Source organism: Enterocloster alcoholdehydrogenati, assembly GCF_013282095.1.
In the GTDB taxonomy this organism is placed as follows: domain Bacteria; phylum Bacillota; class Clostridia; order Lachnospirales; family Lachnospiraceae; genus Enterocloster; species Enterocloster alcoholdehydrogenati.
This window is the reverse complement of the sequence record NZ_BLTJ01000010.1, coordinates 1-25,647: the sequence shown is the minus strand read 5'-3', so window position 1 is coordinate 25,647 and position 25,647 is coordinate 1. Positions and strand designations below refer to the sequence as shown.

Below are 25,647 nucleotides of genomic sequence, written 5' to 3'. Positions count from 1 at the left end.
AACAACTTTTGCAATATCCACGACAAATATAACCATAGACGGCCGCGCAGTATCTGCTATAATGGAGTTACTTATGGAAGATTACAGAAAATGCGTGGAAAATCAAAGCATATAAGGAGGATTCGACAAATGAAGTTATCATTCAGATGGTACGGAGAGGACGACAAGGTGACGCTGGAGAACATCCGCCAGATTCCTGGGATGCAGTCTATCGTTACAGCCGTGTATGATGTTCCGGTAGGAGAGGTATGGAGCCGCGAGAGCATTGCAGCCTTAAAGAAGCAGGTAGAGGATGCAGGCCTTGGCTTTGACGTCATCGAGAGCATCCCGGTTCACGAGGATATTAAGCTGGGCAAGGACACCAGAGATAAGTATATTGATAATTACTGTGAGAACATCCGCCGGGTGGCAGAGGCAGGAATCAAGTGCATCTGCTATAATTTCATGCCTGTATTTGACTGGACCAGAACACAGCTTGACCATGAGCTGGGCGACGGCTCTACTTCTCTGGTATATTATCAGGAGCAGGTAGACGCAGTGAATCCTTTAAACAGCGACAGCGATCTGACCCTTCCGGGCTGGGATTCCAGCTATACCAGAGACGGATTAAAGGCAGTGGTTGCTGAGTATCACAGCCTGACAGAGGAGGATCTGTGGAATAATCTTAAATACTTCCTGGAAAGAGTGATCCCTGTTGCGGCTGAGTGCGATGTAAATATGGCGATCCATGAGGATGATCCCTGCTGGAGTATTTTTGGACTGCCAAGAATCATCACCTGCGAGGAGAACCTGGACCGTTTCCTGAAACTGGTAGACGACAGACATAACGGAATTACTCTGTGCACCGGTTCCTTAGGCTGTTCTGGAAAGAACGATGTAGTAAAGATGGCCGCTAAGTATGCCGCCATGGGACGGATCCATTTTGCACACCTGAGAAATGTAGCTGTTTTAGAAAATGGCTTTGAGGAGAGAGCACATCTTTCTTCCTGCGGCTCCCTCGATATGTTCGCTATTGTAAAGGCTCTGGTTGAGAATGGCTTTGACGGCTATGTAAGACCGGATCACGGGCGTATGATCTGGGGTGAGACTGGCCGCGCCGGATACGGTCTGTATGACAGAGCTCTGGGGGCTACCTACTTAAACGGTCTGTTTGAGGCAGTAGAGAAGATGATAAATAAATAATAAAGTGCTAACTGTTCAGGATGCGGGAAATTTGAGAAGATACCTCATCCTGAATCGCTGTATAAAATAAGAGGGACAGGCTGTAAATCGTCTGCCCCTCTTATTTTTGTCACATGGAAAGAAGAAATCTACTTAACCTTCCGGTACAGATATCTGGGAAGGCTGTATTCTAAGCGGTGTTCCGGCTGTCCCTGAATCAGAGGAAGAGCATAGGCTGTAAATTCCGGCCCGATATCATTGGCATTGCCGGTGATCCAGTGGGGCGGAAAGGGTTTCTCTTTGTTGCAGACATTGGAGACATCTGTAAGTCCCAGGGAAAGTCTGTAATCATCCCCCTCATCTCTCTGGAAGGTGACCATTCTGGAGGTAACGCCGTCCAAGGCGCAGCGGACAGCAAAACGGCCGGCTTCGTCTGCCTCATTTATATCGGTAAGTGAGGAAAGGAGACTGCTGCAGCGCTGGTTTACATTTAACTCAACAGAACGAACCTTGACACCGAAGCGGTTGCGCACATAGCTTTCAAGCAGCTTTGCACAGCCAGTCAGCATCTTGTGGCCAAAGGTGTCTACCTGGGCTTCGGAGGCGTATTCGCAGATCAGACGGCCGGAGGCGTCATGAATGCCCTCGGAGACACAGATTACCACTGCAGTGCTTGTCTTTAAGGCGTTTTCGATATCATTTAAAAAGGATTCCATATCAAAGTCGGATTCCGGCATATAGATCAGAAGAGGGTTGTCTCCCGGAAATTTTCTTGCAAGGGCGCTGGCTGCTGTGACCCATCCGGCGTGGCGGCCCATAAGTTCTACGATGGTGACAGCGGGCTGCTGATATACGGATGCGTCCAGTACGATCTCGCGGACGGTGGAAGCTACGTATTTGGCGGCGCTGCCGTAGCCGGGGGTGTGATCGGTTACGGGAAGATCATTGTCAATGGTCTTGGGAACGCCGATAAAGGCGATATCGGCTTTGATGCTGGCGGCATATCGGGACAGCTTATCCACCGTATCCATGGAATCGTTTCCGCCGATGTAGAGGACTGCTTTGATATCCATGGCATCAAATTTTTCAAACAATAAGGGATAGACCGGTGCGTCCAGATTTTCGGGAAGCTTATAACGGCAGGAGCCAAGGTAAGCGGCTGGAGTCAGACGCAGAAGTTCCATGTCCTCATTCGTAAGCTCGGCGGAAAGGTTGATGGTATGGCCGGATAGGAAACCCTCGATGCCGTTTACCATGCCGTAGACAGCGCCGATCTGCTCCGGGTGTTCAAGTCCTTCCTTGATCACTCCGTATAAGCTGGCGTTGATTACGGCGGTGGGACCGCCGGACTGACCTACAAGTATATTCTTCTTCAAGGGAAGATCCTCCTCTCAGGTAAAGGGTAATAGTCTGAGCGTTTCCCCGGCCTGCGTACGGCAGGAGATAACGCAGTCTTTACCAAGTATATCTGATATAGAAAGGAAATGCAATCCGTTTGTAATGTTGCATATAAAAGAGCCCCTTTTTTTGTAACATATTTCCATTGAATTTTCAAAGGGAACGTGATAGTCTGTATACAGATAAGAAAGTTGTATACAAATTTTAAGAGTCATATACAACTTGCGCCGACTGGAATCTGACCCTGGATGAGAGGGAGAGAGGACGGGAACGCAGCAATATAAAAGGAGGAAATGGAGAATGGATATTCGCTATTCTGCAAATCAGAGGGATGTTAAGCGCTACACGACAGAGGAATTAAGAGATGAATTCCTGATCACAGGCCTGTATAAGGCAAATGAGGTAGTTGCCGTTTATTCCCACGTAGACCGTATGGTGACACTGGGTTGTATGCCTACGACAGAAAAGGTGTCTATTGATAAGGGGATTGACTGCTGGAAGAACTTTGGCACCCACTATTTTCTGGAGCGCCGTGAGATTGGTATCTTCAATATCGGCGGAGAGGGAACTATCACAGCAGACGGACAGACCTTTAAGATGGGTTACAAGGACTGCCTGTACATCACAAAGGGCACAAAGGAAGTTTACTTCGAGAGCACAGACGCCGAGAAGCCAGCCAAGTTCTACATGGTCAGTGCACCGGCTCACACTTCCTATACAACAACCTTTATTCCTATTGAGAAGGCTGCAAAGAGACCCTGCGGAGAAGCTGAGACTTCAAATAAGCGAACCATCAACCAGTTCATCCATCCTGATGTGCTTAAGACCTGTCAGCTGTCCATGGGTATGACTGTATTAGAGCCAGGCAGCGTATGGAACACCATGCCGTCTCATACACATGAGCGCCGTATGGAGATCTATATGTACTTTGAGGTTCCAGGCGATAACGTAGTATTCCACATGATGGGCGAACCTACAGAGACAAGACACATTATTATGAAGAATGAGGAGGCTGTGATCAGTCCGTCCTGGAGTATTCACAGCGGCGCAGGAACATCCAACTATACATTCATCTGGGCAATGGGCGGAGAGAACATGGAGTTCGATGACATGGATACTATGAAGCCTAACGAGATGAAATAATGACTGAAAAGAAGGCAAAGGGCATAAATACCTGCCCCTGAACCTGTGAGCATGAAGATTTTAATGATATATGGAGGACAAATAAATGGCTCATTATTTAAATAACTTTTCCCTTGAAGGCAAGGTGGCTCTGGTAACAGGCGCTTCCTACGGCATCGGTTTTGCCATCGCAAAGGCAATGGCAGGCGCAGGGGCTACGATCGTTTTCAACGATATTAAGCAGGAACTGGTGGATAAGGGCATTGCCGCATACAAGGAAGAGGGCATTAAGGCGCACGGCTATGTATGCGACGTAACAGACGAGGCTGCGGTAAATGCTATGGTTGCCCAGATCGAAGCTGAGGTAGGCGTAGTGGATATCCTGGTAAATAACGCTGGGATTATCAAGAGAATCCCAATGTGTGAGATGAGTGCGGCTGAGTTCCGCCAGGTGATCGACGTTGACTTAAATGCTCCTTTCATCGTATCTAAGGCTGTTATCCCCAGCATGATCAAGAAGGGCCATGGAAAGATCATCAACATCTGCTCCATGATGAGTGAACTGGGCCGTGAAACCGTATCTGCTTACGCGGCAGCAAAGGGCGGATTAAAGATGCTTACAAAGAACATTGCATCCGAGTACGGCGAGTACAACATCCAGTGCAACGGCATTGGCCCCGGCTATATCGCTACTCCTCAGACAGCTCCTCTGCGCGAGATCCAGCCAGACGGCTCCAGACATCCATTTGACCAGTTTATCGTTTCCAAGACCCCTGCAGGTCGCTGGGGCGAGGCTGAGGATCTGGGCGGCCCAGCTGTATTCCTGGCATCCGATGCTTCCAATTTTGTAAACGGTTTGGTGCTGTATGTAGACGGCGGTATCCTGGCCTACATCGGCAAGCAGCCTAAATAATCTGTAAATACAAACAGGCCCGTCATGCCATGGCTGCGTGGCGGGCTTTTATGCAACAGAGCACTAGATTTTTACAAAGACGGGGGCGCTGCATGGGAGATGTGAATTTTAAAAACAGGGGAGAACTGGTCTTTGAAACCTTAAAGCAGGAAATTCTGGATCTGAAACTGGAACCAGGACGGCTTATCAGTGAAAATGATATCTGTGAGCGGTTTGGAGTATCACGGACACCGGTGCGCGACGCCCTGCGGCTTTTGCAGGAACAGGGCTTTGTGGAGACCATTCCTTACCGGGGAACCTATGTGACCCTTTTAAGCCTGGACAATATCAAGCAGATGATCTATATGCGAGTGGCGGTGGAAACCATGGTTCTGCGTGACTTTCTGGAGGTGAGAACCCCGATGGTCATGGAGGAGATCCGCCATGCTATTGCCATGCAGAAGGCGCTGATCCAGACTCCGGGCTTTGAACCGGAGCAGTTCTACCGTATGGACGCTCAGATGCATTCCCTGTGGTTTACAGCTGTGAGGCGGCAGAAACTGTGGGATATGCTTCAGGCACAGCAGCTCCATTATACCAGATTCCGTATGCTGGATTTTATCACAGAGACCGATTTTACCCGTATCATCGGGGAACATGAGGATCTCTTTGAGCGAATCTGCAGCAGGGATCTTTCAGGTCTGGAGGAATCATTAAAAGACCACCTTTATTATAGTATGAAGCGGATGCGCCGTTCCATTGAGGTGGACTATAGGGATTATTTTGAAGAAGAACCAGAAGAAGGACGGTTTGTCATTTGATGACAGGCCGTCTTATGGCTGGCGTGAATCCCACGTTTATGGTTCACGGCCCGGGTTCTTATCCGAATGCTCTAGATAGATCCTCTCCTCTGGATTTTCTTCCAGGTACTCCTCTAACTCTATGGGAGACAGCTGCGCCTGAACATTCTTAAAAAATTCTCTGCCGCTCATTTGTGCAAAGGCCAGAAGCCGCTTTCTTACCTCTTCATTTTCCAGAAGCTGTTCCTTTTCTTCCTGGGTATAATGTCCCATTTCCGATCCCTTCCTTTCTCTGTCCTGTAATTTAAAGCTGGTTGAAATAGTCTGAAAATTTCAAATTATGCACTATACTACCTATAGTATATTCGCTATTCCGAAGATATTCAATATGCAAAAACTCACTTATGCTTATTTTTATAAAATAAACATAGGAGCAATAACGTATGATCGACTATTCGCCTTTCTGGGAAACACTGGAGGCGTCGGATGAAAGCTGGTATACACTGACTAAGAAACACAAAATTTCAGACAGCACCATGCACCGGCTGAAACATAATAAGGACGTGACTATGAAAACGATCAATGATCTTTGCAGGATATTAGGCTGCCGCATCGAGGACATTGCCAGGTATGTGCCATCTGACAAAGATCAGGTTCTGTAAGAAGCAAAAGGCCTGTTCAAAAGGGCCTTTTTTGTGATATACTGAAATGACGTATAATCAATACACCTTGTATTGGAAACACTTACGGAATTTGGGAGGATCATTATGGCAAAACGCTGGCTGTCTCTTTCATTGGAGAAAAAAGTGAGATGGATCGCTGCCTGTGCCGGGGCAGTGGTCTTTTTTTCTATAGGGGCAAATCTGCTGGTAGCAGGCTTTGGACTTGGCGGCTTTGGGAAAATCCTGGACGATAATGCAGCCAGTCTGGCCTTCTGGTCGGCCATGGAATCAGAACGTCTTGCCTTCGAGCGGTATGCGGACACCTCTCTTCCTGAGGAAAAAGAGCGTTTTCTGGAGGCAAAAGCACGGACGCGGCGCTGTCTGGATGCCCTGCCGCTGGATTATAGGGAGACGGGGCCGGCCATATATGCCAGAACCTGGTCCATTCGTAATATGTACGAAAATTATGAGGCAGAGACGAAGGCATTATGGGAGATGAATCTCGATGATTCAGATTATGTAGAACGGCTGTACCAGATCTATCGGCTTCAGGGATATATAAAGGATAAGGCCGGACAGCTGGAGCAGCTGACGATGGAGGCGGGAAATGCCCGCTATGAAAGCCAGAGGCCGCTGCTTGTCCTGCTGCCTTTGATCAGTATTCTTTGGGGAGCTGCGGCCCTCTGGATGGTGTGGCGCTTGAGCCGTTCGGTGCGCCTCAGCATCGTTCAGCCGGTAGTAATTCTGGCTGGAGAGGCGGCCCGAATCGCCCAAAATGATTTTTCCGGCCCGGAATTTACGGTACAGGGAGAGGACGAGATTGGCCTTCTGGTACAGTCATTTTACAAAATGAAGGAAGCGACCAGAGGGTATATTCATGCGTTAAAGGAAAACCACGAGAAGGAACGGCAGCTTCAGGCAGTCCGCCTTCAGATGCTGAAAAGCCAGATCAACCCTCATTTTCTATTTAATACGCTGAATATGATTGCCAGTACTGCTCAGATCGAGGATGCAAAGGCCACAGAGAAGATGATTACAGCTTTGAGCCGCCTGTTTCGCTACAATTTGAAATCCGGCGCATCAGTGATGCCGCTGGACCGGGAGCTTAAGGTGGTTCAGGATTATATGTATCTTCAGCAGATGCGCTTTGGGAAACGGATACGGTATTGTGCAGACTGCGCACCCCAGACTCTTGACATCCTGGTGCCTTCCTTTATGCTTCAGCCGCTGGTGGAAAATGCGGTAAAGCATGGCCTTTCTTCTGACAGCAAAGGCGGAAGGATTCTGGTGCGTGCCTGGAAGGAGGGTGCGCGGCTTTGGATCTCGGTGGCGGATACAGGTGTGGGAATAGAGTCCAGGCGGCTGGAACAGATTCGTCTTGCACTGAGAGATGGGGATGAAAACGGAACGGGAATTGGGCTGGGAAATATTTACCGCCGGATCCGCGCCATGTACCGGGACGGGGAAATGTTTCTCTACAGCAAAAGCGGCTGCGGTACGGCAGTGCAGATTACATTCACGCCGGAGACGTATAAGGATGAGGATGAGCGGTGAAATAGAAGGGAGTGTATGGAAGAATGTATAAGGTATTGCTGGCGGATGACGAACAGATTGAGCGTATGGCCCTGGCCAGACGGCTTTTGAATCGGTTTGGAGGCAGTCTGAGGATCCTTCAGGCAGTGGACGGGAAAGAGGCGGTGAAGCTGTGCTTTAAGGAACGGTGTCAGATTGTGATCATGGATATCTCCATGCCGGAGATGAACGGTGTGGAAGCGGCAGAGCAGATCCGCAGACTGGATGAGAACTGTGAGATCATTTTCCTGACGGCATACGATGAATTTTCATATGCAAAGAGGGCGATTGCCATCCATGCGCTGGATTATCTGCTCAAGCCCTGTGAAGAAGAGGAGCTGACTGCGGTGATGGAGGAGGCCATGCGCAGGATCGAAAAGAGGGAGCAGCTGGCAGAAAAACAGTATAATATGGAAGAAAGTGGAAATTTCACAGGACACAGAGCGGAAAAGAGCCATGATGAGGTGAATGGAGGAAAAGAAGAAGGGGATGAAACCAACATGACACAGACTGCGGAGAAGATCCGCAGGTATATCCGCAAAAACTATATGAAGGAGATATCCATGCAGGACGCGGCGCGGATGATGAATTACTCCGACGCCTATTTCTGCAAGCTGTTTAAGCAGTGCTTTGACCAGAACTTTACCGCATATCTTACCCAGTTTCGGGTGAACGAGGCAAGAAGGCTTCTGCAGGATAAAAATATCAGTGTCCGGGAGGTCAGTATGATGGTAGGATATTATGACGCTAATTATTTTGCCAAGGTATTTAAACGGATTGAAGGCATGAACCCCTCTGAGTACAGAGACAGCCTTTGAACTGGATTTCTTCTTTTGAAAAAAGGGGAGGCATAACAAAATTTTCTTCCTGAATGTCAAAGATTTACGGTACAAAATTCGATTTCCTTTTTTTATAATTGTTTGTAGCTGTTCAGGACGAAAGGCATTCGAGAAGATGCCCTATCCTGGAACGCTGCCATTATTTTATAAAATGTGTATAAAGAAAGGGAGAATGAACGTGAGGAAGATGATGAAAAAGCTGGCGGCTTTAGCTCTTGGAACGGCAGTGGCAGCCAGTCTGTCAGGCTGTGGTTCTCTGACCGGCGGCAAGCGTATCATCCGCATTTCCCATGCCCAGTCAGAGACGCACCCGGAACATCTGGGGCTTCTGGCATTTAAGGAATATGTGGAAGAGAAGCTGGGGGACAAATACGAGGTTCAGATATTTCCAAATGAGCTTCTGGGATCGGCACAGAAGGCTATTGAGCTGACCCAGACTGGGGCCATTGACTTTGTAGTGGCAGGTACGGCAAACTTAGAGACCTTTGCTGATGTATATGAGATTTTCAGTATGCCCTACCTCTTTGATTCCGAGGAGGTATATAAATCTGTAATGCAGGATACAGACTATATGGAAAAGGTATACGAGTCTACAGACGAAGCGGGTTTCCGTGTGGTGACCTGGTATAATGCAGGCACCCGTAATTTCTATGGAAAGACTCCTATTAAGACGCCTGAGGATTTAAAGGGAAAGAAGATCCGTGTACAGCAGAGTCCGGCCAGCGTAGAGATGGTAAAGGCCTTTGGCGCAGCGGCAGCTCCCATGGGCTTTGGCGAGGTGTATACAGCCATCCAGCAGGGCGTGATCGACGGCGCGGAGAACAATGAGCTGGCCCTTACTAACAATAAGCACGGCGAGGTTGCAAAATATTATTCCTACAACAAGCACCAGATGGTGCCGGATATGCTGGTAGCCAACCTGAAATTCTTAAACAGCTTAAGTCCTGAAGATTATCAGATATTTAAGGAAGCGGCGGCTCTGTCCACAGAGGTAGAGATGGTAGAGTGGGACAAGAGCATTGAAGAAGCCAAGAAGATTGCGGCAGAAGAGATGGGTGTGGAATTTATCAACGTGGATGTAGAGGCATTTAAGGAAAAGGTGCTCCCTCTTCACGAGACCATGCTTCAGGAAAATGACAAGATCCGTGATCTTTACGACCATATTCAGGCAGCCAACGAACAGGCGAAAGGAGGACAGTAGGATGGAGACCATGCACAAAGTAAAAGCCGGCCTCATGCGGGTACTGGGTATTATAATCATCGCCCTGTTTGTCTTTATGACCCTGATCGGCAGCTATCAGATCGTAACCCGTTATTTCTTTAACCGTCCAAGCACGGTGTCTGAGGAACTGCTGACCTACTCCTTTACATGGATGGCGCTTCTGGCATCAGCCTATGTTTTCGGCAAAAGAGACCACATGAGAATGGGCTTTCTGGCAGATAAGCTTACGGGAACTCCCAGAAAATATCTGGAGATTGCCATTGATCTTTTAACCTTCCTTCTTGCGGCAGTGGTAATGGTATATGGCGGCGCGTCTATCACAAAGCTTACCATGATACAGAAAACCGCATCCTTACAGGTTCCCATGGCATATATCTATGTCATCGTGCCTGTAACCGGCGTGCTGATCATGCTGTTCAGCATTATGAATGCCATTGACGTGGCTCATATGGACTTTAAGGAGAAGGGGGATGTTAGATTATGACAATCGCAGTTGCCTGCGGGCTGATTATTTTGGTGCTCCTTGTGATCATGCTTCTTGCCGGTGTACCCATCGCTGTGGCTCTGGCTGTTTCATCCATCGGAGCAATCCTTCCGGTTCTTGATACAGGCGCGTCTGTACTGACCGGTGCACAGCGCATTTTTTCCGGTATTTCTGTGTTCAGCCTTCTTGCCATCCCGTTTTTTATTCTGGCAGGAAACCTGATGAATAAGGGCGGTATTGCCATCCGTCTGATTAACTTTGCAAAATTATTCACAGGCAATATTCCCGGAGCGCTGGCGCACACCAATGCGGTGGCGAATATGCTGTTCGGCGCCATCTCTGGTTCCGGTACGGCCGCTGCGTCTGCCATGGGTTCCATTATCGGTCCCATTGAGGAGGAAGAGGGATACGACAGGGATTTCTCTGCCGCAGCGAACATCGCTACCGCTCCTACAGGGCTTCTGATCCCTCCAAGCAACGTTATGATTACATACTCCCTGGTCAGCGGCGGAACCTCCGTGGCCGCCCTGTTTATGGCGGGCTACATTCCCGGAATCCTCTGGGGGCTGGCGTGTATGGTGGTGATTTACTTCTTTGCAAAGAAGAAGGGCTACCGCAGCACAAAGAAATTTACTGCCAGCGAGAAACTTAAGGTATTTTTACAGGCCATTCCCTGTCTGTTCATGATTGTTGTGGTAATCGGAGGCATTATTTCCGGTATCTTTACCGCTACGGAGGGAAGCGTAGTAGCTGTTGTGTACAGCCTGGTGCTGTCCGTGTTTTTTTACAAGTCCATCAATCCCTCTGAACTGCCGAAGATTTTCCTTGACAGCGCGGAGATGACGGGTATCATCATTTTCCTCATCGGTGTGTCCAGCATCATGAGCTGGGTAATGGCATTTACGGGAATCCCAACGGCCGTATCTGAGGCAATGCTGGGAATCAGCGACAACCGGTATGTGATCCTTTTCATCATCAATATCCTTCTCCTGATTGTGGGAACCTTTATGGATATGACGCCTGCCTGCCTGATCTTCACCCCTATTTTTCTGCCCATCTGCCAGACACTGGGGATGAACACCATTCATTTCGGTATTATGATGATCTTCAATCTGTGTATCGGAACTATCACGCCTCCAGTGGGAACCACCCTGTTTGTAGGAGTAAAGGTAGGACAGACCAAGATTGAGCAGGTAATAAAGCCGCTGCTGGCTTATTTTGCAGCGATCTTTGTGGTGCTGATGCTGGTATCCTACGTTCCCGCGCTGTCTATGTGGCTGCCGGGCCTGCTGGGATACGTATAAATAAAAGCCCATCCGATCTGTCAAAACTGCGTCTTGCCGTATATGCGGCAGGGCGCTTTTGCACATATTTGCCTATTGAAGACGGGGGTGGTTTCTGTTATAGTACAAGAGAAAAACACAAGAAAACACAAGGAGAATGACAATGGCAGAGATACTTATGAAGGCGGCGGCCTTTGTGGCGATCATTTTGATGGGATACTTGCTGAGAAAAAAAGGATTTTTTAAAGAGGAAGATTTTCATGTCCTCTCAAAGATCGTTTTAAAGATCACCCTTCCAGCAGCCATTGTAGCCAACTTTTCCGGAGCCCAGGTGGAAGCGTCTCTGTTAATCCTTTCCCTTCTGGGGCTGGGCGGCGGCGTGATCATGATGGGAGGCGGCTGGCTTGCAGCTGGAAAAAACCGGGAGGAAAAGAGCTTTTTCATTCTCAACAGTTCCGGCTATAACATAGGAAACTTCACCATGCCCTTTGCTCAGAGTTTCCTCGGCCCTGCGGGCGTGATTACTACCAGTCTTTTTGATACGGGAAATTCCTTTATCTGTCTGGGCGGTGCTTACAGCGTAGCCCAAATGGTGAAAAATGGAGAGGGAAAGATCTATCTTATACCGATTTTAAAGACGCTGATACGATCGGTTCCCTTTGATGCGTATGTGCTTATGACGGTTTTATCTCTGCTTCACCTGACACTTCCAGCTCCCATGATCACCTTTTCCGGCGTCATCTCCGGGGCAAACGCTTTTATGGCCATGCTGATGATGGGAGTGGGCTTTAAAATCTCCGGTGATACCAGCCAGAAGGGGAAAATCGTAAAGATCCTTGCACTCCGCTACAGCATTTCTATTGCCATTGCCGCAGCCCTCTACTTTTTCATGCCGCTTCCTCTGGAATACCGGCAGGCCCTGGCAATCCTTCCCTTAAGCCCCATCGCCTCTGCTGCTCCTGCCTTCACTGCGGATATGAAAAGCGATTTCGGGCTGGCCAGCGCGGTGAATTCGATCTCCATCGTGATCAGTATCGTCCTGATCACCGCTGTTTTGCTGGTAGTTTTATAGGAAAAGTAAAATAAAAGGTTTGAAAATATCAGAAAAATGTGTATAACCAAAGGATAGAAGGACATACTAAAAATATCACAAAAGAGAAAAGTAATACTTATTTATCCTCCCCTTTTTTAACCGGTTTCGGCGCGCATAAGGCGTTCCGGGGCCGGTTTTTTATGCGGATATGCTCCATACAATTACGCATACATCCCCCTCCTTGACATTTTTGACTGCTTGGTTTACTATAGTCTGCGTAAAACGGTTACAAAAGTAGATTACTATCATTACATAGACGGGAGAATACCTATGAAATTTTACCTGGCCCCCATGGAGGGGATTACGGGATATGTATACAGAAATGCCTATCATGCGCACTTTGCGCCCATGGACAAATATTTCACTCCATTTCTGGCACCTAAAAACAATGGGGGAGGATTCAGCCATCGGGAGAAGAATGACATTTTGCCGGAACATAATCAGGGCATGGAGACAGTGCCGCAGATTTTGACAAACAGCAGCCAGGACTTCCTAAGGGCCGCAGAAGATTTAAAAGAATACGGTTATCGGGAAGTAAACCTGAATCTTGGCTGCCCCTTTGCCACTGTAACCGCGAAGGGAAAAGGAGCGGGGTTTTTACGGGAGCCGGAGCGTCTGGAAACGTTCCTGGATCAGGTTTGTGAGGGAATGGCATCTTTGGGAATGGAATTTTCTGTTAAAACAAGGCTTGGGGCAGAGGATCCGCTGGAATTTGATCGCCTTTTGGAGATATATAACCATTTCCCGCTGAAAGAACTCATCATTCATCCGAGAGTCTTAAAAGACTTTTATAAATATCATCCCAAAATGGAAAACTTTGCAAAAGCATTACAGGACAGCCATGCTCCGGTGTGCTATAATGGAGATATCTTTGATTCGGAAACCTATAACCGTCTTACAGACGATTATCAGGATCTGCAAGCGGTTATGTTTGGCAGGGGGATTCTGATGGATCCGTTCCTGATAGAGAAGGTTTCCGGCCGTCCGGCTCCCGGACAGGAGAGGACGCCCAAAAAGCGTCTGGAAGCATTTCACAGCCAGCTGCTGGAAGGGTATATTGAAATCATGTCCGGGGAAAGAAACGTGCTGTTTAAGATGAAAGAGATGTGGGCTCACCTGATTCGTTTTGATCCAGGCTGGGAGCCGTATATAAAGAAACTTCGCAAGGCCCAGCACCTGAGCGAATACAGGATTATCACAGATCAGATGTTCAGGGAATAAAATGGAGGGAGCCGGCAGAAAAAGGGGGGGATCTGCCGGCTTAGGTATGAAAAAGTGTCTTCCTGTATGGTGAAAGGTTTCATCAACCTTACGAGTATTACTATACAGGATAAATGTGGACAAAGTTTGTTCATACGCTAAATAAATCATAAAATTCTTAAAAGGAAAATGAAGAGAATCTTAAGGAGTCTTTATTATGTTCGATAACCTGACAAAAAGCGACATCAAAAAGATGGAAGAGGAGATCGAGTACCGCAAGCTGGTGGTACGAAGGGAGGCCTTAGAGGCTGTAAAAGAAGCCAGGGCCCAGGGGGACTTAAGTGAAAATTTTGAATACAAGGCTGCCAAGCAGGATAAAAACCGCAACGAAAGCCGCATCCGCTATCTGGAGAAGATGATAAAGACAGCCAGGATTATTTCTGATAAATCAAAACCGGATGAGGTAGGGCTGGGCGACCGGGTAGAGCTTTATATCCCTGATGATGATGAGACAGAGACCTATAAGCTGGTGACTACCGTCAGGGGAAATTCCTTAAAGGGGCTTATCAGCATCGATTCCCCTCTGGGAAAGGCCATCCGCGGCCGGAAGGTAGGAGATACGGTTTACATCAAGGTAAATGATTCCTATGGTTATGAAGCACAGATTCGCGGAATTGATAAAACAGCCGAGGATGAGGAAGATACGCTGAGAAGCTATTGACCGAATTCTAAATCTGCTATGGTAATGGTATGGGGGAAGGTAACATGGGTAAGAGACAAAGGGTGCTTAAAGTGTATATGATGGGAACTGCATTTGCAGAATGTGACGGCCGGCCGCTGCCGATTGGCGCCGCTTTGTCAGGGAAGGTACTTCAGCTGTTTCTGATTTTGCTGTATTATCATGACAGCGGTATCAAACGGGAAGAGCTTCTTCATATGCTTTACGGGAATGGGGAGTATGCCAGCCCTTCAGGCAGCCTGCGGGCCGCGGTGTTTCGTCTGAGAAAGCTTTTGGATGAATATCTGTCTCCGGGAGAATACATTCGGACGGAGGGAGGGATTTATCGCTGGGATGATCGGGCGCTGAAGGCATATGTAGATGCCAGGGACTTTGAGGATACCGCTCTCTGCGCCATGGAGACGGAGGATGGGGAGCGGCTGTGCCGTGCCTGCAGTCTTTATTCTGGAGAATTTCTCTCACAGATGACCGGGGAAAAATGGATCACTGTAGTCAGTGTCCGCTGTCAGGAACTGTATTTTAAATGTTTAAGGAAGGTCAGTCGCCTGCTGCAGGACAAGATGGAGTACACAGCGCTGCTGAAGCTCATCAATACGGCCTGTGAGCTTTATCCCTATGAAGAATGTCAGATTATGAAAATGGACTGTCTCATTTCCATGAAACGTTTTCGGGAAGCAATGCAGGTATATAAACGGGTGGTGAAACAATATTTTGAAGAACAGGGACTGCCGCCTTCCGAACGAATGCTGGAACGTTTTCGGCTTATGAGCAGCCAGATTCGCTATACAGCTGATATGTTAAAGGACGTACGGGGCAGTTTGAGAGAACGGGAAGCGGCTCAGGGGCCTTATTACTGTGCCTACCCGTCTTTTATTGACTGTTACCGCCTTCTGGCCCGTATGTCCGAACGAATTGAGGTGGAAAATGTTTTAATCTGCGTATTTCTATTGGATTCTAGAGGAAAGTCTTTAGAAAACAGAGGGGACCTGCAAAAGGAGGCTGCCCGTGAACTGTGCGCTGCCATCGGCTCCACCCTGCGCAGAGGCGATATCTTTACCTGTTACAGCCCTGATCAGTATCTGATTCTTTTAAATGGCTCACCGAAGGAATACTGTCAGGCAATTTTCAGGCGGATTGAAAAGAATCTTCGCCGCTGGCCGGGTTTCCGAAAAGTTACTTTAAAATACGAAGTTCTTGGATAGGAAAACAGATTCCCGACAAGAAACCTTTCGTTATCTGCGGATTCTGGGGGAAGCGCCGTAGCGTCCCTCAAGGTATTGCTTGCCATAGGCTTCATCATTTCTTGGGATGAGGCCGTTTTCTTTTTTGTAGGAAGAAAGCGGGTAGAGCACGGCCTCCTTTCCTTCCGGCCGGCAGCAGAGGCAGATTTCATCTCTCCGCATGAGTCCCGGCGTGAGGATAGCGGTATTGTGAGCGGTAAAAAGCAGCTGCGCATTGTTAGGATTTTTCTCACGATCCTTATATAAAGAAATGAGGAAACGCAGCAGATGGGGGTGCAGAACCTGATCCAGATCATCTGCCAGAAGAAGTCCTCCGCAGTCCAGACTTTTAAGAATAGCCGGCAAAAGGCATAAAAGTTTTTTGATCCCTTCAGATTCCTCCTCATATGATACCACAAAGGGTGGATTTCCTGGTTGTCCGTGGGTGAAAAAGAGCGTCGGCTGGGGAGTGTCGGGTTCTTTTCTGTAAGAATAATCTCGAATATCCAGATCCATATCCTGAAGCAGACGGCAGAGCCGTCCTTTTTTTTCGTGTTCTTCCGGGAGAGAGGGGGTATTCCAGGACGCTTTTTGGGTAAAGAAACCCGCCTGGGAAAACCAGTCGGCAGCAGCCTGAATGCAGGGAGAGCCGGAACGGCTTGCCAAAAGGGGAAGAAGAGGGGAAGAAGAAGGAATTCCAGTCAGCATAAGCCCTTTTGCGGCTGTCCCCAGATGGATATCATTTCCGCTGCGCCCGAACAGTATACCTGCGTCATCTGTGCCGGGCCGTCCGTAGAACATATGCTCCTCTTTTACAGCGCCTTTTAAAATTTCCAGCTGGTAGCGGAAGAGAAAGCCGCCGTTTCTGAAAAGTATATCAAAGGACATTGGCTTTGAAGAGCCATCAAGATCCAGCCGGCAGCTGCTGCGGGAACTGGACAGAATAAGAGAGTAGTCTCTGTCCATAAAGCGGCATAAGCCCCATAGTCCCTCTAAAATAGAAGATTTTCCGCAGCCGTTAGGCCCATAAAGAGCAATGACGGGAAGAAATACCTCCCGGTCTTCTGTGGCAGGAAGAAGAGTTGCTTTGTGTTCGTTGATTGGAGCGGGAAACAGATCCAGCAGGGTTTCATTTTTAAATAAACGGTAGTTTTGCAGAATAAACTGGTTCAGCATAAAGCCATGACCTCCCAATAATATAAGTGAGAAAAAAACTCACAGTTTGCGTTTGGTTCTATTGTAGCATGGTTTTATTGCAAATTCAATAAGTGAGAGAAAAGCTCATATATTTTCAGATAATAAATATAACAAAAATGTAATACTGTACTGCAAAAACAGGATATTTTTGGACAGAAAAAATATTCCGAATTATGAAAATTCTATGAATGACAGGAAGAAAATAACGCTTGCCATAACGCCTCATTTGATATGATAAGGATGAGCAGATTTCAAAAGGGGATGAAAAAAATTAAGCTATTTTTAATAAAACCTTAATTTGTAACCAGACAGTAATTGCCGAATGATACACTCTGCTTATACGGGCCAGGGAGGTCTGTGAAAAAAATAGAGAGGAGAAGAAGTATGGAAGGACGGAAAAGACAACGGGCATTTTCAGGAAAAAAACTGAACGCTCAGAAACGTTTCGTTGCTTTGCTGCTGGCGTTCGTGATGATTTTTACCAGTGTGGGAACAGATCTGAACGCAGCGTATGCAGCAGGGGGAAATCAGGTTGATTTTGAGATCTACGGCGCGGATCTGGTAGATGCCGTCAACGACGCCTTGGAAAATGGAAACCCGGTAAAAGCGGATGATCTGAACTTTACCAATGGCGCCATTGAAAAGTTTGATGCCCTGTTCTTTAGCGAAGGAAGGGTCTATGAGGTATTTCCCAATATCCAGGGCGGGGATATGGACGCGGAAGTAAGAACGTTTGTACGCCTGCCTGAGGATGCTGATGATATGTATATGGTCACAGGAGATGAGGAAGTTATTTTCCTATATGTAAATAATGGAGAAGACACTATCAGCTGTTCCACGAAAATCATCCGTACTGTAGACGGGGAAGAAAAGGTAAAGAGCACCAAACGAATCACCGTAAAGAGCTATGAAGATAAGTTCGGTGAAGAGGAGAGCAACATTATTTCCAGGCCGGAGGAAACTCCTGCTGAGACACTGGCTCCGGCAGAGTCCGGCAAAGCGGAAGAGACTAATGCGCCGGAGGAGACAGAGGAATCATCTGCACCGGAAGAAACCACAGTCCCAAAAGAGACTACAGGAACTGGAGAAACCGAGGTTGCAGAGACTGAGACCGAGAAAACAAACGAGACAGCGTTAGAAGAATCGGAAACTGAGGCAGAAACCACAGCGGCTGAGACCGACGCAGGACTGGAAGAAAGTGAAACTGAGAAAGGAACGTATGCCGAAGATGCAGCAGCAGTCATTTCTTCCATTTCCCGCTATCAGGTGCCAAGGGTAGCGGATAAGGAAAACACATTGGCTGTGGAAGAAACGGAAGTCGAGTCCGAGGAAGCAGAGACAGAAAACGAAGGTAAAACGGAGACAGAGTCTGAAACGGAAGCAACAGAAAAGGAAACAGCCGAGACAACGGTTCCAGAAGAATCCATCGAGGAGACAACGGCAGCCGAGACAGAGGAGACTTCCGAGGAGGCAACTACAGAAACTTCAGGCAGTGAAGAGACCACAGAGGCTGAGACCGAGGAGACAACGGCAGAAACGCCAGAGGAAACCACAGTACCTGAAACCGTCGTTCCTGAGACGGATGTACCTGAAACTACCGCTTCCGAAGAAACCAAACCGGCAGTTCCTGTTCTGCCGGCCACTCCTTCCAAGCCAGAAGAAGATAAGAAACCGGCAGCTACAGACAGCGACCTGGTTGGTATGGGATGGTGCAGTACGGCGAAGGCGTATACCAGAACCTTAAATGAATTGAGAGCTCTGGAAGATGTTCCAGGCTGCAAGGTGACCTACTCGATCAACCCTGAGCACAGTGCAAGGATCATAGACGGCCCACGGGGTGTGGAAGAGGGAGAGGCACTTGTATTCGGAGTAAAGAACCAGATTGGTTACAGCGTGGAAAGTGTGGCTGTAAATGGAGAAATCATTGAAGCCGACAGCACAGAAGAGAATGAAGATGGTTCCCGGACTGTATGGTATTCCGTGCTGGAAGCTGCAGGTGAGATGGATGTTGAGGTCAATATGACAGAAAACGGAAATCATCCTGCGGTTACACTGGATTCAATTGAGGTGGATGGTGTAACGATTCAGATCAGTGCAGAGGAAGGCGTACTTCCAGAAGGTGTAACTGCAAGTGCATCCAGGGCAAATGAAGATGTAGAGGCAGCTGTTGCAGACAGAATGGCAGGAGAAGGGAAAGAAATATCCTCTGTTATGGCATTTGATATCAACCTTTGGCTGGGGGATCAGCTGCTGGATTCTGAAATCTGGGGCGGCAGCAAAAATGTAACTGTTACATTCTCAGGCCAGTCTGTTGAAGAAAAGGCAGCGTCAGCAGATACGGTACAAACGGTATATGTAGAAACGGTATATGATGACGATAGGGCTGCAAAAGAACTGGTTGCCAAAGAAGAGATTGAAGTAACCGCTGAAGATGTAACGGCTGTTATTCCGGTCAGTGAAGAAATGGATACTGCCAGTGATAATGGTATTACTACAGTTTCTTTTGAGGCAGAACACTTCTCAATTTATGCGCTGGTTGGAGGCAGTAAATGGCCATCATATAATAAAGGGAAAGATGTTACGTTTATCCCCTCAATCGAATATGCAGAAGTAGCCTATATCCATTTTAATGATGCGGATGAAGCAGCACAAAATTCATTAAAAAAGGTTGATGAAAGCTTTAAAATAGAGGACTTTTCAACTAGACGTGAATCAGGATACATTGTATTTTTTGCAAAGCCAGAGTCAGGATATCTTCTGACTGGACTGGGGGCATCTGGAAACGGTGATATCTACTCCCTGGATCTGGACAATTTTGGAAATATAGATCATTATCCAGGTTTGCAAAGTGCTATAGAAAAAGGCAAAGAAGCTGGATATATTGCTTGTTTTGGATTCTCCAGAACGGCAGGCCAGGGAACAGAGGCAGAGACATTAAAGTTTGAAGTATATGGCGTAAAACCTGGAATGGATGTACGGGTTTCCAGTGATAAAACTATAAATGTCAAACCAGGAGATGTTCTGAATATAACTGTAGACATTACTCCGAATACTCAGGTTAATGGAAAAGAACTTAACGTTGAAGATGTAAGTCTTACATCCTTAACTGTTGGAGGGAGGGAAGTAGATCCTGGAGAACTTCATAAGTATGGTTCGTTTTATCGTGCAACTGTTCCGTATAAAGTAACGGAAAAAGATTGTGAAGCAGGAAAAATTGATTTAAATGTCGATGCAGAGATTGCTTACAGCTACAGTCTGGCGATTACAGATTCTCAGGTCACTACATATGCAACCGTTAAGGATTCAGCACAGACACAGTGCGATATTGCAGACCAGGGAACAGTTTCCTATAGCTTCCGATATAAAAATGCAGACGATATTAAAGATACTGAATATCCAGAAGCAATCACGCAGGATAAAGCCCCTGAAGATTCAAACAAATACTATGAAGGTCAGGCGGTTAAGGTTAAGCCAATACCGGAAAATACAAAGATTGCAGATGAGGCAAACGGAGGTTTCTGGGAATTTGATGGATGGTACCTCAATGATTCCAAAGTGACAGAAGAGACAGTTAAAATGAATGCAGAGTCACTGATGTTCATTGGAACGTGGACTTTTAAAGAAATTATAAATGATAGAATAGAAGGCCCGTTTGTCGATATTGATAACAACAAACCGAATGAAAATCAGTATTATCAGGGTACAGCAAACGTAGAAGTTTATCTGGATGGAAATATAGCTCAGAAAGGCACCATCCATTTTGGATATGAGCAATATGACTGCATTGACATGAAAGTTACCTATAATAAAGGTAACTGCGTATTAAATGCAATTTATGCAGTCCAGGCTCATGGAAAAGATGGATGTAAGCCGATCAATAAGAACGTTATAGATAATGTTAAGTCTGGTACAACTGTGTATATTTATCTTTCTTCGGTTTATACGGTAAGTTACCAAATTAACGGAACCGCGTCTGTTTCTGCGCCTGAAGATAAAAATAACTACACGATTCCTGGAGTTGATCAACATGAAGGAGGATATTCTGAGTATAAAGAAGATCTTTCAGCTTATGAGCAGGATGTGGTCACAGTTCAGGCTTTACCAGTAGAAAAGGGTGTGACGTTTAGCAGCTGGAAGGACAGCAAAGACGAGACGCATACAGCAGGCAAGTGGGATCTGAAAGAGGCAGTTTCGACAGCAGATGAAAATCATGTCATTCGTCTGACCACAACTCCGACGGTAAACACCTATACGGTGAGATATGAAACCAATGGAGGAACTGCGGTAGAATCAAAAACAGTTGAATGGAATTCTGCAGACCTGAGCGGAAAAACGGACCGTACAGGATATGTGTTTGAGGGATGGTATACAGACTCAGAGTTAACTGACAAATACAAGGATACCCAAACATATGCAGAGATAGCAAAAGATGATACCGTTGAGGAAATCACATTATATGCCAAATGGAGTCCCGCAGATAACATCTATAAGGTAAGCTGGTTCTACCAGGATACAGAAACTGGAGAATTTGTTCAAAATGGCACCTCACAGGTACGAAAAGAAAAGACAGATCAGCCTGTTACGGTAACCGAAACGGATAAGACTCCAACGATGGATCCGGAGCATTATAGGTTGGATGAACAGCAGAGTGTTCTTGAAGGAAACGTGGCAGCAGATGGAAGTACAGAACTTAAGGTGTATTTTAACCTTGAGTACACGGTAAATTTCCGGGAAATGCAGAGCGGAACACTCTTAAAGGAGCAGAAAGTAGATTGGGGTAAAGATGCGCAGGCGCCGAAAGAGCCGACTAGACAAGGATATATTTTCGATGGCTGGAATAGAGACTTTAATCATATCACAGAAGATATTGAGGTTTGGGCAAAATGGAAAGCGGCTGAAAATGTATATCGTGTAAACTACTATTATCAAAACAGCAAAACTGGAGAATTTGTTTTCCGGTCCGAATCAGAATCCCGCAGTAAAGAGACGGGCAGTTTGGTAACGGTAACGGATGCTGATAAGACTCCGGATCTCAGTCTGGATAAACATTATGTATTGGATGAATCCCAAAAACGCGAGTGGAGCAAACAGGTTGCAGCGGATGGGAGTACTGTGCTTAAGGTCTATTTTAAATTACAGTATACAGTTCGGTTCTGGGAGTCACAAGATAATGAAAATCCGTGGGGAACGGATATTGTAGACTGGAATGGTACAGCTAAAGAACCAGAGCCTCCTACGAAACCGGGATATACATTTGACGGGTGGGATAAAAACCTGGATGGAATTAAAGAAGATACAGATGTATATGCCAAGTGGGAAGAAAATGCTGAAGTAGTGATTAGCTACAGGCCGGATCATGCAGATCACGGAATCACATCACCCGAGTCCGAAAGCGTAGGACCGGCAACTGGAATACCTGAAGGTTCTGCAGCAGCAGGTAAGGAAGGATGGGCTTTCAAATACTGGATGAATAACGGAGAGATTGTAAGCTGGGAAAAGAATCTCACAAGAGACATTATTGATATATACAGCAAGGAAAATGGACTGTATGAAACATCAGAATATGTGGCAGTATTTGGAGAGGACGAGAACGGTGACGGAATACCGGATGAGTATCAGACAACCGTAACCTACGCAGTAACCAACGGAACTTTTGAAAACGGACAGACATGGTATGAGCAGGTGGTAACACTTGTGAATGAGGAAGGCAAGTGGGATGAGAATGGACGCTATAAGCTGACGCAGGACGATATCCCGACCGGAAACCCGGTATTAGGCTATATAGAACCGGGAAGATGGGAGAAGGAGAACCCAGAGGGAGTCGAGATATACAAGGAAGGAGCACATTTTAAACTGATCTATGCTGCAAGGGCAAAATTTGAAGCAAGAGTGGAATTCTACTTTGACGGAGAGATGGATGCAGATCTGACTCAAGTCAGTCAGGAAGAATACCAGAGCGCATTCGTGATCGCTCCGGAGAAGCAGGTAGAGTATAATGGGAAGACATATGTTCTTGAGGATGTGAGGAAAAACGGAGTAGTAATCGGAACGAATCCGGCAGACAACGTGGTAAAGGTCTATTACGAACTGGATGAGAACAGTGACAATATACCAGACAAATATCAGGTAATCGTTCGCTACGAGGCAGAAAATGGTACTGTAAGTATTACAGAACCGGTTTATGTAACGCTTTATAAGCACACATCTTCAAATAATGAAGATATGGAGTATGCAGAACCTGGAACTGAGGGTGCATATGGAACTCTGAGTCAAGACCAGATTGCTGATGCAGTGCCGTCTGATGGATATGATCCATCTACGGAACAGTGGAATGCCAATGGGGAAAAGGCCGAAAAGCCAACGATAGAAACACGTATTACAGAAGATATAACATATGTAGTTACATTCGGAAAAGGTTCATATGTGTATGATGTAGTAAAAAGATACCTGGATGCAGAAGGAAAAGAGGTAGATGCAGTATTTAAGAGCGGAACTGCGTTATATGGTCAGAATATTCTGGAGGCGTCAGGAGTAACCGTGCTGCAGGAAGAACTTTATGAGGGCAGCCTTTATGAGCTAGTGAAGGCAGAAGGGTCAGACCGTCTGGTCACCAACGATGTGAAAGCCAATCATGTAGAGATCATATACCAGCAGAACGCCTATGTATATGACGTAGTAAAGAGATATCTGGATGCGGAAGGAAAAGAGGTAGATGCAGTATTTAAGAGCGGAACTGCGTTATATGGTCAGAATATTCTGGAGGCGTCAGGAGTAACCGTGCTGCAGGAAGAACTTTATGAGGGCGGCCTTTATGAGTTAGTGAAGGCAGAAGGGTCAGACCGTCTGGTCACCAACGATGTGAAAGCCAATCATGTAGAGATCATATACCAGCAGAACGCCTATGTATATGACGTAGTAAAGAGATACCTGGATGCGGAAGGAAAAGAGGTAGATGCAGTATTTAAGAGCGGAACTGCGTTATATGGTCAGAACATTCTGGAGGCGTCAGGAGTAACCGTGCTGCAGGAAGAACTTTATGAGGGCGGCCTTTATGAGTTAGTGAAGGCAGAAGGGTCAGACCGTCTGGTCACCAACGATGTGAAAGCCAACCATGTAGAGATCATATACCAGCAGAAGAATTATAACTATGAAGTAGTGAAACATTATGAAGGTTTAAATGAAACTGTGATTGAATCTACAAATGGGACGGCATTGTATGGAACAGGAATCCTGGAAGTATCAAATGTAACTGTTTTACAGCATGAGACATACAAAGATCATACATACGTTCTGGTAAAGGCAGATGGAGCCGATAAACTTGTTACCAACGATGAAGCCCAGAACCGTGTAGATATTTATTACACTTTAGATGAAATGGGCGGAACTGATCCTACGGATCCGATCAATCCTGATAAGCCAGACGGCCACCCAGACAAATATCAGACGATTTTCCGGTATGTAAGCGCGGATGAAACCATGGGAACTGTTAGTGTAACAGAGACAGAGGTTCATACATTTACAGATGAAAACGGAAATTACATTGATAAGTACCCGATCAGCCCTGACGGAGCAACTGCACAAGCCCTTGATGGATTTGCCTTTGATTATTGGGCAGATACCGAGGGGAGAGATTATACTGCAGATATGCAGAACCTGAAATCTCAGACATATTTACAGGATACCACATTTACCGCTTACTTCGCAGAAGATAAGATTGGTGAGACAGACCCTGAGAATCCGGATCCAAACCATCCGGACAACATACCGGATTACCGCCAGATTACATTCCGCTATGTATCTGAAAACCCAAGCTATGGAACTATAAATGGAAACATAGTGGAAGTTCATACGATCATGATGGTGACAGAAGGCGAAAATGGATATCAGGTAATTGAAACAACAGCTGTAAACCCATTTGCAGATGTAACGGTATCCGGTGTCGGCAGATACAGTTTTGCACGCTGGTCTGATGGAACAGTCAATTATGCAAATGCAAATGAAATCTCTGCAGCCAGCTTCGCAGAAGATACCACATTCACTGCTTACTTTAATTATAATGGCGGTGGAAATGGCGGCGGCAGTAATGGAGGCGGCGGAAACAATGGTGGTCACAGGGATCCTGGCAATTCCAGTGGTGGCCCTGGTACGATAACTAACATTGATACGCCGGAAGTACCGTTAGCGCCCGCTCCAAGTACCGGTGATGTGATTTCTATTGATGATGATCTGATTCCAATGGCGCCATTGCCAAAGACAGGGCAGAATACAATGAAATCTGCATTACTGACGGCATTATCGGGAATCATGCTTGTATTCACTTCCTTTGGAAGAAAGCGCAGAGATGAAGAAAATTAAAGGTAAAATGACAACAAAATATTATCTTTAACCAGAGCCCCCGGTCATTAAAGCCGGGGGCTCTGCGTGAGAGAATGGCTTGTATTTAAATATACCGGAATAGTTGGGGGCGGGTTATGCAATTTTATGTATCAAACCTGCAGCAAAGTCATCTGGCATACAATTATTACAGCACTTGAGGCATAGCCATATATACCAGCTTTCCGGCGGTTATATCATGCGATAAGTTGACACATTTTAAATATTTGATTTTGGCACAGAATAAAAAGTAAAAAAAATGAAAAAAGTTATTGACATTTATCCATGCTTCTGGTAAGATAATCTTCGCTGTCGGGAACGACAGGAAAGAAAAAGAAAAGACATTGAAAAATGTCAAAATAAATTTTAAAAAAGTTGTTGACAAAATAA

Annotated in this window: 18 protein-coding genes; 15 read left to right on the top strand and 3 right to left on the bottom strand. The window is 46.5% G+C overall.

The genetic code is table 11. The features are described from left to right. Window positions 1-129: 129 nt before the first annotated feature. On the top strand, window positions 130-1,182 hold the full coding sequence (gene uxuA, locus HW447_RS12165) for a mannonate dehydratase (RefSeq protein WP_176255533.1): 1,053 nt from the start codon (window positions 130-132) through the stop codon (window positions 1,180-1,182). Window positions 1,183-1,310: 128 nt separating this feature from the next. Here uxuA and HW447_RS12160 read toward each other — a convergent pair whose 3' ends face one another. Next, the gene (locus HW447_RS12160; RefSeq protein ID WP_176255532.1) at window positions 1,311-2,537 is read right to left on the bottom strand and encodes a 6-phosphofructokinase; all 1,227 of its coding nucleotides are present in this window, start codon (window positions 2,535-2,537) and stop codon (window positions 1,311-1,313) included. A gap of 322 nt (window positions 2,538-2,859) precedes the next feature. On the opposite strand from HW447_RS12160, the gene kduI reads away from it, so the two are divergent. From kduI to HW447_RS12145, 3 genes are all read left to right on the top strand, one after another. Next, on the top strand, window positions 2,860-3,702 hold the full coding sequence (gene kduI, locus HW447_RS12155) for a 5-dehydro-4-deoxy-D-glucuronate isomerase (protein WP_176255531.1): 843 nt from the start codon (window positions 2,860-2,862) through the stop codon (window positions 3,700-3,702). 85 nt (window positions 3,703-3,787) lie between these two features. Continuing rightward, window positions 3,788-4,594: a gluconate 5-dehydrogenase gene (locus HW447_RS12150; RefSeq protein WP_176255530.1), complete on the top strand. Its 807-nt coding sequence runs from the start codon at window positions 3,788-3,790 to the stop codon at window positions 4,592-4,594. A 92-nt stretch (window positions 4,595-4,686) separates the two neighbouring features. Further along, the gene (locus HW447_RS12145; RefSeq protein WP_176255529.1) at window positions 4,687-5,394 is read left to right on the top strand and encodes a GntR family transcriptional regulator; all 708 of its coding nucleotides are present in this window, start codon (window positions 4,687-4,689) and stop codon (window positions 5,392-5,394) included. A gap of 36 nt (window positions 5,395-5,430) precedes the next feature. Here the strand turns inward: HW447_RS12145 and HW447_RS12140 are convergent, their stop codons facing one another. After that, a complete protein-coding gene (locus HW447_RS12140; RefSeq protein WP_176255528.1) occupies window positions 5,431-5,646 on the bottom strand; it encodes a hypothetical protein in 216 nt (71 codons plus the stop codon). Window positions 5,647-5,816: 170 nt separating this feature from the next. Between HW447_RS12140 and HW447_RS12135 the strand changes: the two genes are divergently transcribed. The 10 genes from HW447_RS12135 to HW447_RS12090 all read left to right on the top strand — a co-directional run bounded on the left by HW447_RS12135 (window position 5,817) and on the right by HW447_RS12090 (window position 15,669). Beyond that, entirely contained in the window at window positions 5,817-6,035 is a 219-nt protein-coding gene (locus tag HW447_RS12135; protein WP_176255527.1) for a helix-turn-helix domain-containing protein, read from the top strand. A gap of 105 nt (window positions 6,036-6,140) precedes the next feature. After that, window positions 6,141-7,589: a sensor histidine kinase gene (locus tag HW447_RS12130; protein WP_176255526.1), complete on the top strand. Its 1,449-nt coding sequence runs from the start codon at window positions 6,141-6,143 to the stop codon at window positions 7,587-7,589. Window positions 7,590-7,612: 23 nt separating this feature from the next. Next, window positions 7,613-8,425 carry a response regulator transcription factor gene (locus HW447_RS12125; protein WP_176255525.1) on the top strand — a complete coding sequence of 271 codons (813 nt, stop codon included), beginning with the start codon at window positions 7,613-7,615 and terminating at the stop codon, window positions 8,423-8,425. A gap of 193 nt (window positions 8,426-8,618) precedes the next feature. Next, entirely contained in the window at window positions 8,619-9,647 is a 1,029-nt protein-coding gene (locus tag HW447_RS12120; RefSeq protein ID WP_243176292.1) for a TRAP transporter substrate-binding protein, read from the top strand. A 1-nt stretch (window position 9,648) separates the two neighbouring features. After that, on the top strand, window positions 9,649-10,152 hold the full coding sequence (locus HW447_RS12115) for a TRAP transporter small permease (protein ID WP_176255524.1): 504 nt from the start codon (window positions 9,649-9,651) through the stop codon (window positions 10,150-10,152). Further along, window positions 10,149-11,456 (top strand): TRAP transporter large permease, encoded by a 1,308-nt coding sequence (locus HW447_RS12110; RefSeq protein WP_176255523.1) that lies wholly within the window; start codon window positions 10,149-10,151, stop codon window positions 11,454-11,456. Before HW447_RS12115 ends, HW447_RS12110 begins: the two co-directional genes overlap by 4 nt. Window positions 11,457-11,598: 142 nt before the next feature. After that, on the top strand, window positions 11,599-12,507 hold the full coding sequence (locus HW447_RS12105; protein ID WP_176255522.1) for an AEC family transporter: 909 nt from the start codon (window positions 11,599-11,601) through the stop codon (window positions 12,505-12,507). A 291-nt stretch (window positions 12,508-12,798) separates the two neighbouring features. Next, window positions 12,799-13,749, top strand: a complete 951-nt coding sequence (locus HW447_RS12100) for a tRNA dihydrouridine synthase (RefSeq protein ID WP_176255521.1) — start codon at window positions 12,799-12,801, stop codon at window positions 13,747-13,749. 196 nt (window positions 13,750-13,945) lie between these two features. Further along, window positions 13,946-14,449 carry a transcription elongation factor GreA gene (gene greA / locus HW447_RS12095; protein WP_176255520.1) on the top strand — a complete coding sequence of 168 codons (504 nt, stop codon included), beginning with the start codon at window positions 13,946-13,948 and terminating at the stop codon, window positions 14,447-14,449. A gap of 44 nt (window positions 14,450-14,493) precedes the next feature. Continuing rightward, entirely contained in the window at window positions 14,494-15,669 is a 1,176-nt protein-coding gene (locus HW447_RS12090) for an AfsR/SARP family transcriptional regulator (RefSeq protein ID WP_243176291.1), read from the top strand. 30 nt (window positions 15,670-15,699) lie between these two features. Here the strand turns inward: HW447_RS12090 and HW447_RS12085 are convergent, their stop codons facing one another. After that, window positions 15,700-16,863: an AAA family ATPase gene (locus tag HW447_RS12085; protein WP_176255518.1), complete on the bottom strand. Its 1,164-nt coding sequence runs from the start codon at window positions 16,861-16,863 to the stop codon at window positions 15,700-15,702. A gap of 405 nt (window positions 16,864-17,268) precedes the next feature. On the opposite strand from HW447_RS12085, the gene HW447_RS12080 reads away from it, so the two are divergent. Further along, on the top strand, window positions 17,269-25,239 hold the full coding sequence (locus tag HW447_RS12080) for a doubled motif LPXTG anchor domain-containing protein (protein WP_176255517.1): 7,971 nt from the start codon (window positions 17,269-17,271) through the stop codon (window positions 25,237-25,239). Window positions 25,240-25,647: the final 408 nt, after the last annotated feature.

Bases quoted from the DNA above. Each gene is read 5' to 3' on its own strand.
- HW447_RS12145 (WP_176255529.1), top strand. From the start codon at position 4,687: ATGGGAGATGTGAATTTTAAAAACAGGGGAGAACTGGTCTTTGAAACC.
- HW447_RS12085 (WP_176255518.1), bottom strand. From the start codon at position 16,863: ATGCTGAACCAGTTTATTCTGCAAAACTACCGTTTATTTAAAAATGAA.
- HW447_RS12110 (WP_176255523.1), top strand. From the start codon at position 10,149: ATGACAATCGCAGTTGCCTGCGGGCTGATTATTTTGGTGCTCCTTGTG.
- uxuA (WP_176255533.1), top strand. From the start codon at position 130: ATGAAGTTATCATTCAGATGGTACGGAGAGGACGACAAGGTGACGCTG.
- HW447_RS12105 (WP_176255522.1), top strand. From the start codon at position 11,599: ATGGCAGAGATACTTATGAAGGCGGCGGCCTTTGTGGCGATCATTTTG.
- HW447_RS12080 (WP_176255517.1), top strand. From the start codon at position 17,269: ATGGAAGGACGGAAAAGACAACGGGCATTTTCAGGAAAAAAACTGAAC.
- HW447_RS12115 (WP_176255524.1), top strand. From the start codon at position 9,649: ATGGAGACCATGCACAAAGTAAAAGCCGGCCTCATGCGGGTACTGGGT.
- greA (WP_176255520.1), top strand. From the start codon at position 13,946: ATGTTCGATAACCTGACAAAAAGCGACATCAAAAAGATGGAAGAGGAG.
- kduI (WP_176255531.1), top strand. From the start codon at position 2,860: ATGGATATTCGCTATTCTGCAAATCAGAGGGATGTTAAGCGCTACACG.
- HW447_RS12140 (WP_176255528.1), bottom strand. From the start codon at position 5,646: ATGGGACATTATACCCAGGAAGAAAAGGAACAGCTTCTGGAAAATGAA.
- HW447_RS12090 (WP_243176291.1), top strand. From the start codon at position 14,494: ATGGGTAAGAGACAAAGGGTGCTTAAAGTGTATATGATGGGAACTGCA.
- HW447_RS12120 (WP_243176292.1), top strand. From the start codon at position 8,619: ATGAACGTGAGGAAGATGATGAAAAAGCTGGCGGCTTTAGCTCTTGGA.
- HW447_RS12100 (WP_176255521.1), top strand. From the start codon at position 12,799: ATGAAATTTTACCTGGCCCCCATGGAGGGGATTACGGGATATGTATAC.
- HW447_RS12135 (WP_176255527.1), top strand. From the start codon at position 5,817: ATGATCGACTATTCGCCTTTCTGGGAAACACTGGAGGCGTCGGATGAA.
- HW447_RS12130 (WP_176255526.1), top strand. From the start codon at position 6,141: ATGGCAAAACGCTGGCTGTCTCTTTCATTGGAGAAAAAAGTGAGATGG.
- HW447_RS12150 (WP_176255530.1), top strand. From the start codon at position 3,788: ATGGCTCATTATTTAAATAACTTTTCCCTTGAAGGCAAGGTGGCTCTG.
- HW447_RS12125 (WP_176255525.1), top strand. From the start codon at position 7,613: ATGTATAAGGTATTGCTGGCGGATGACGAACAGATTGAGCGTATGGCC.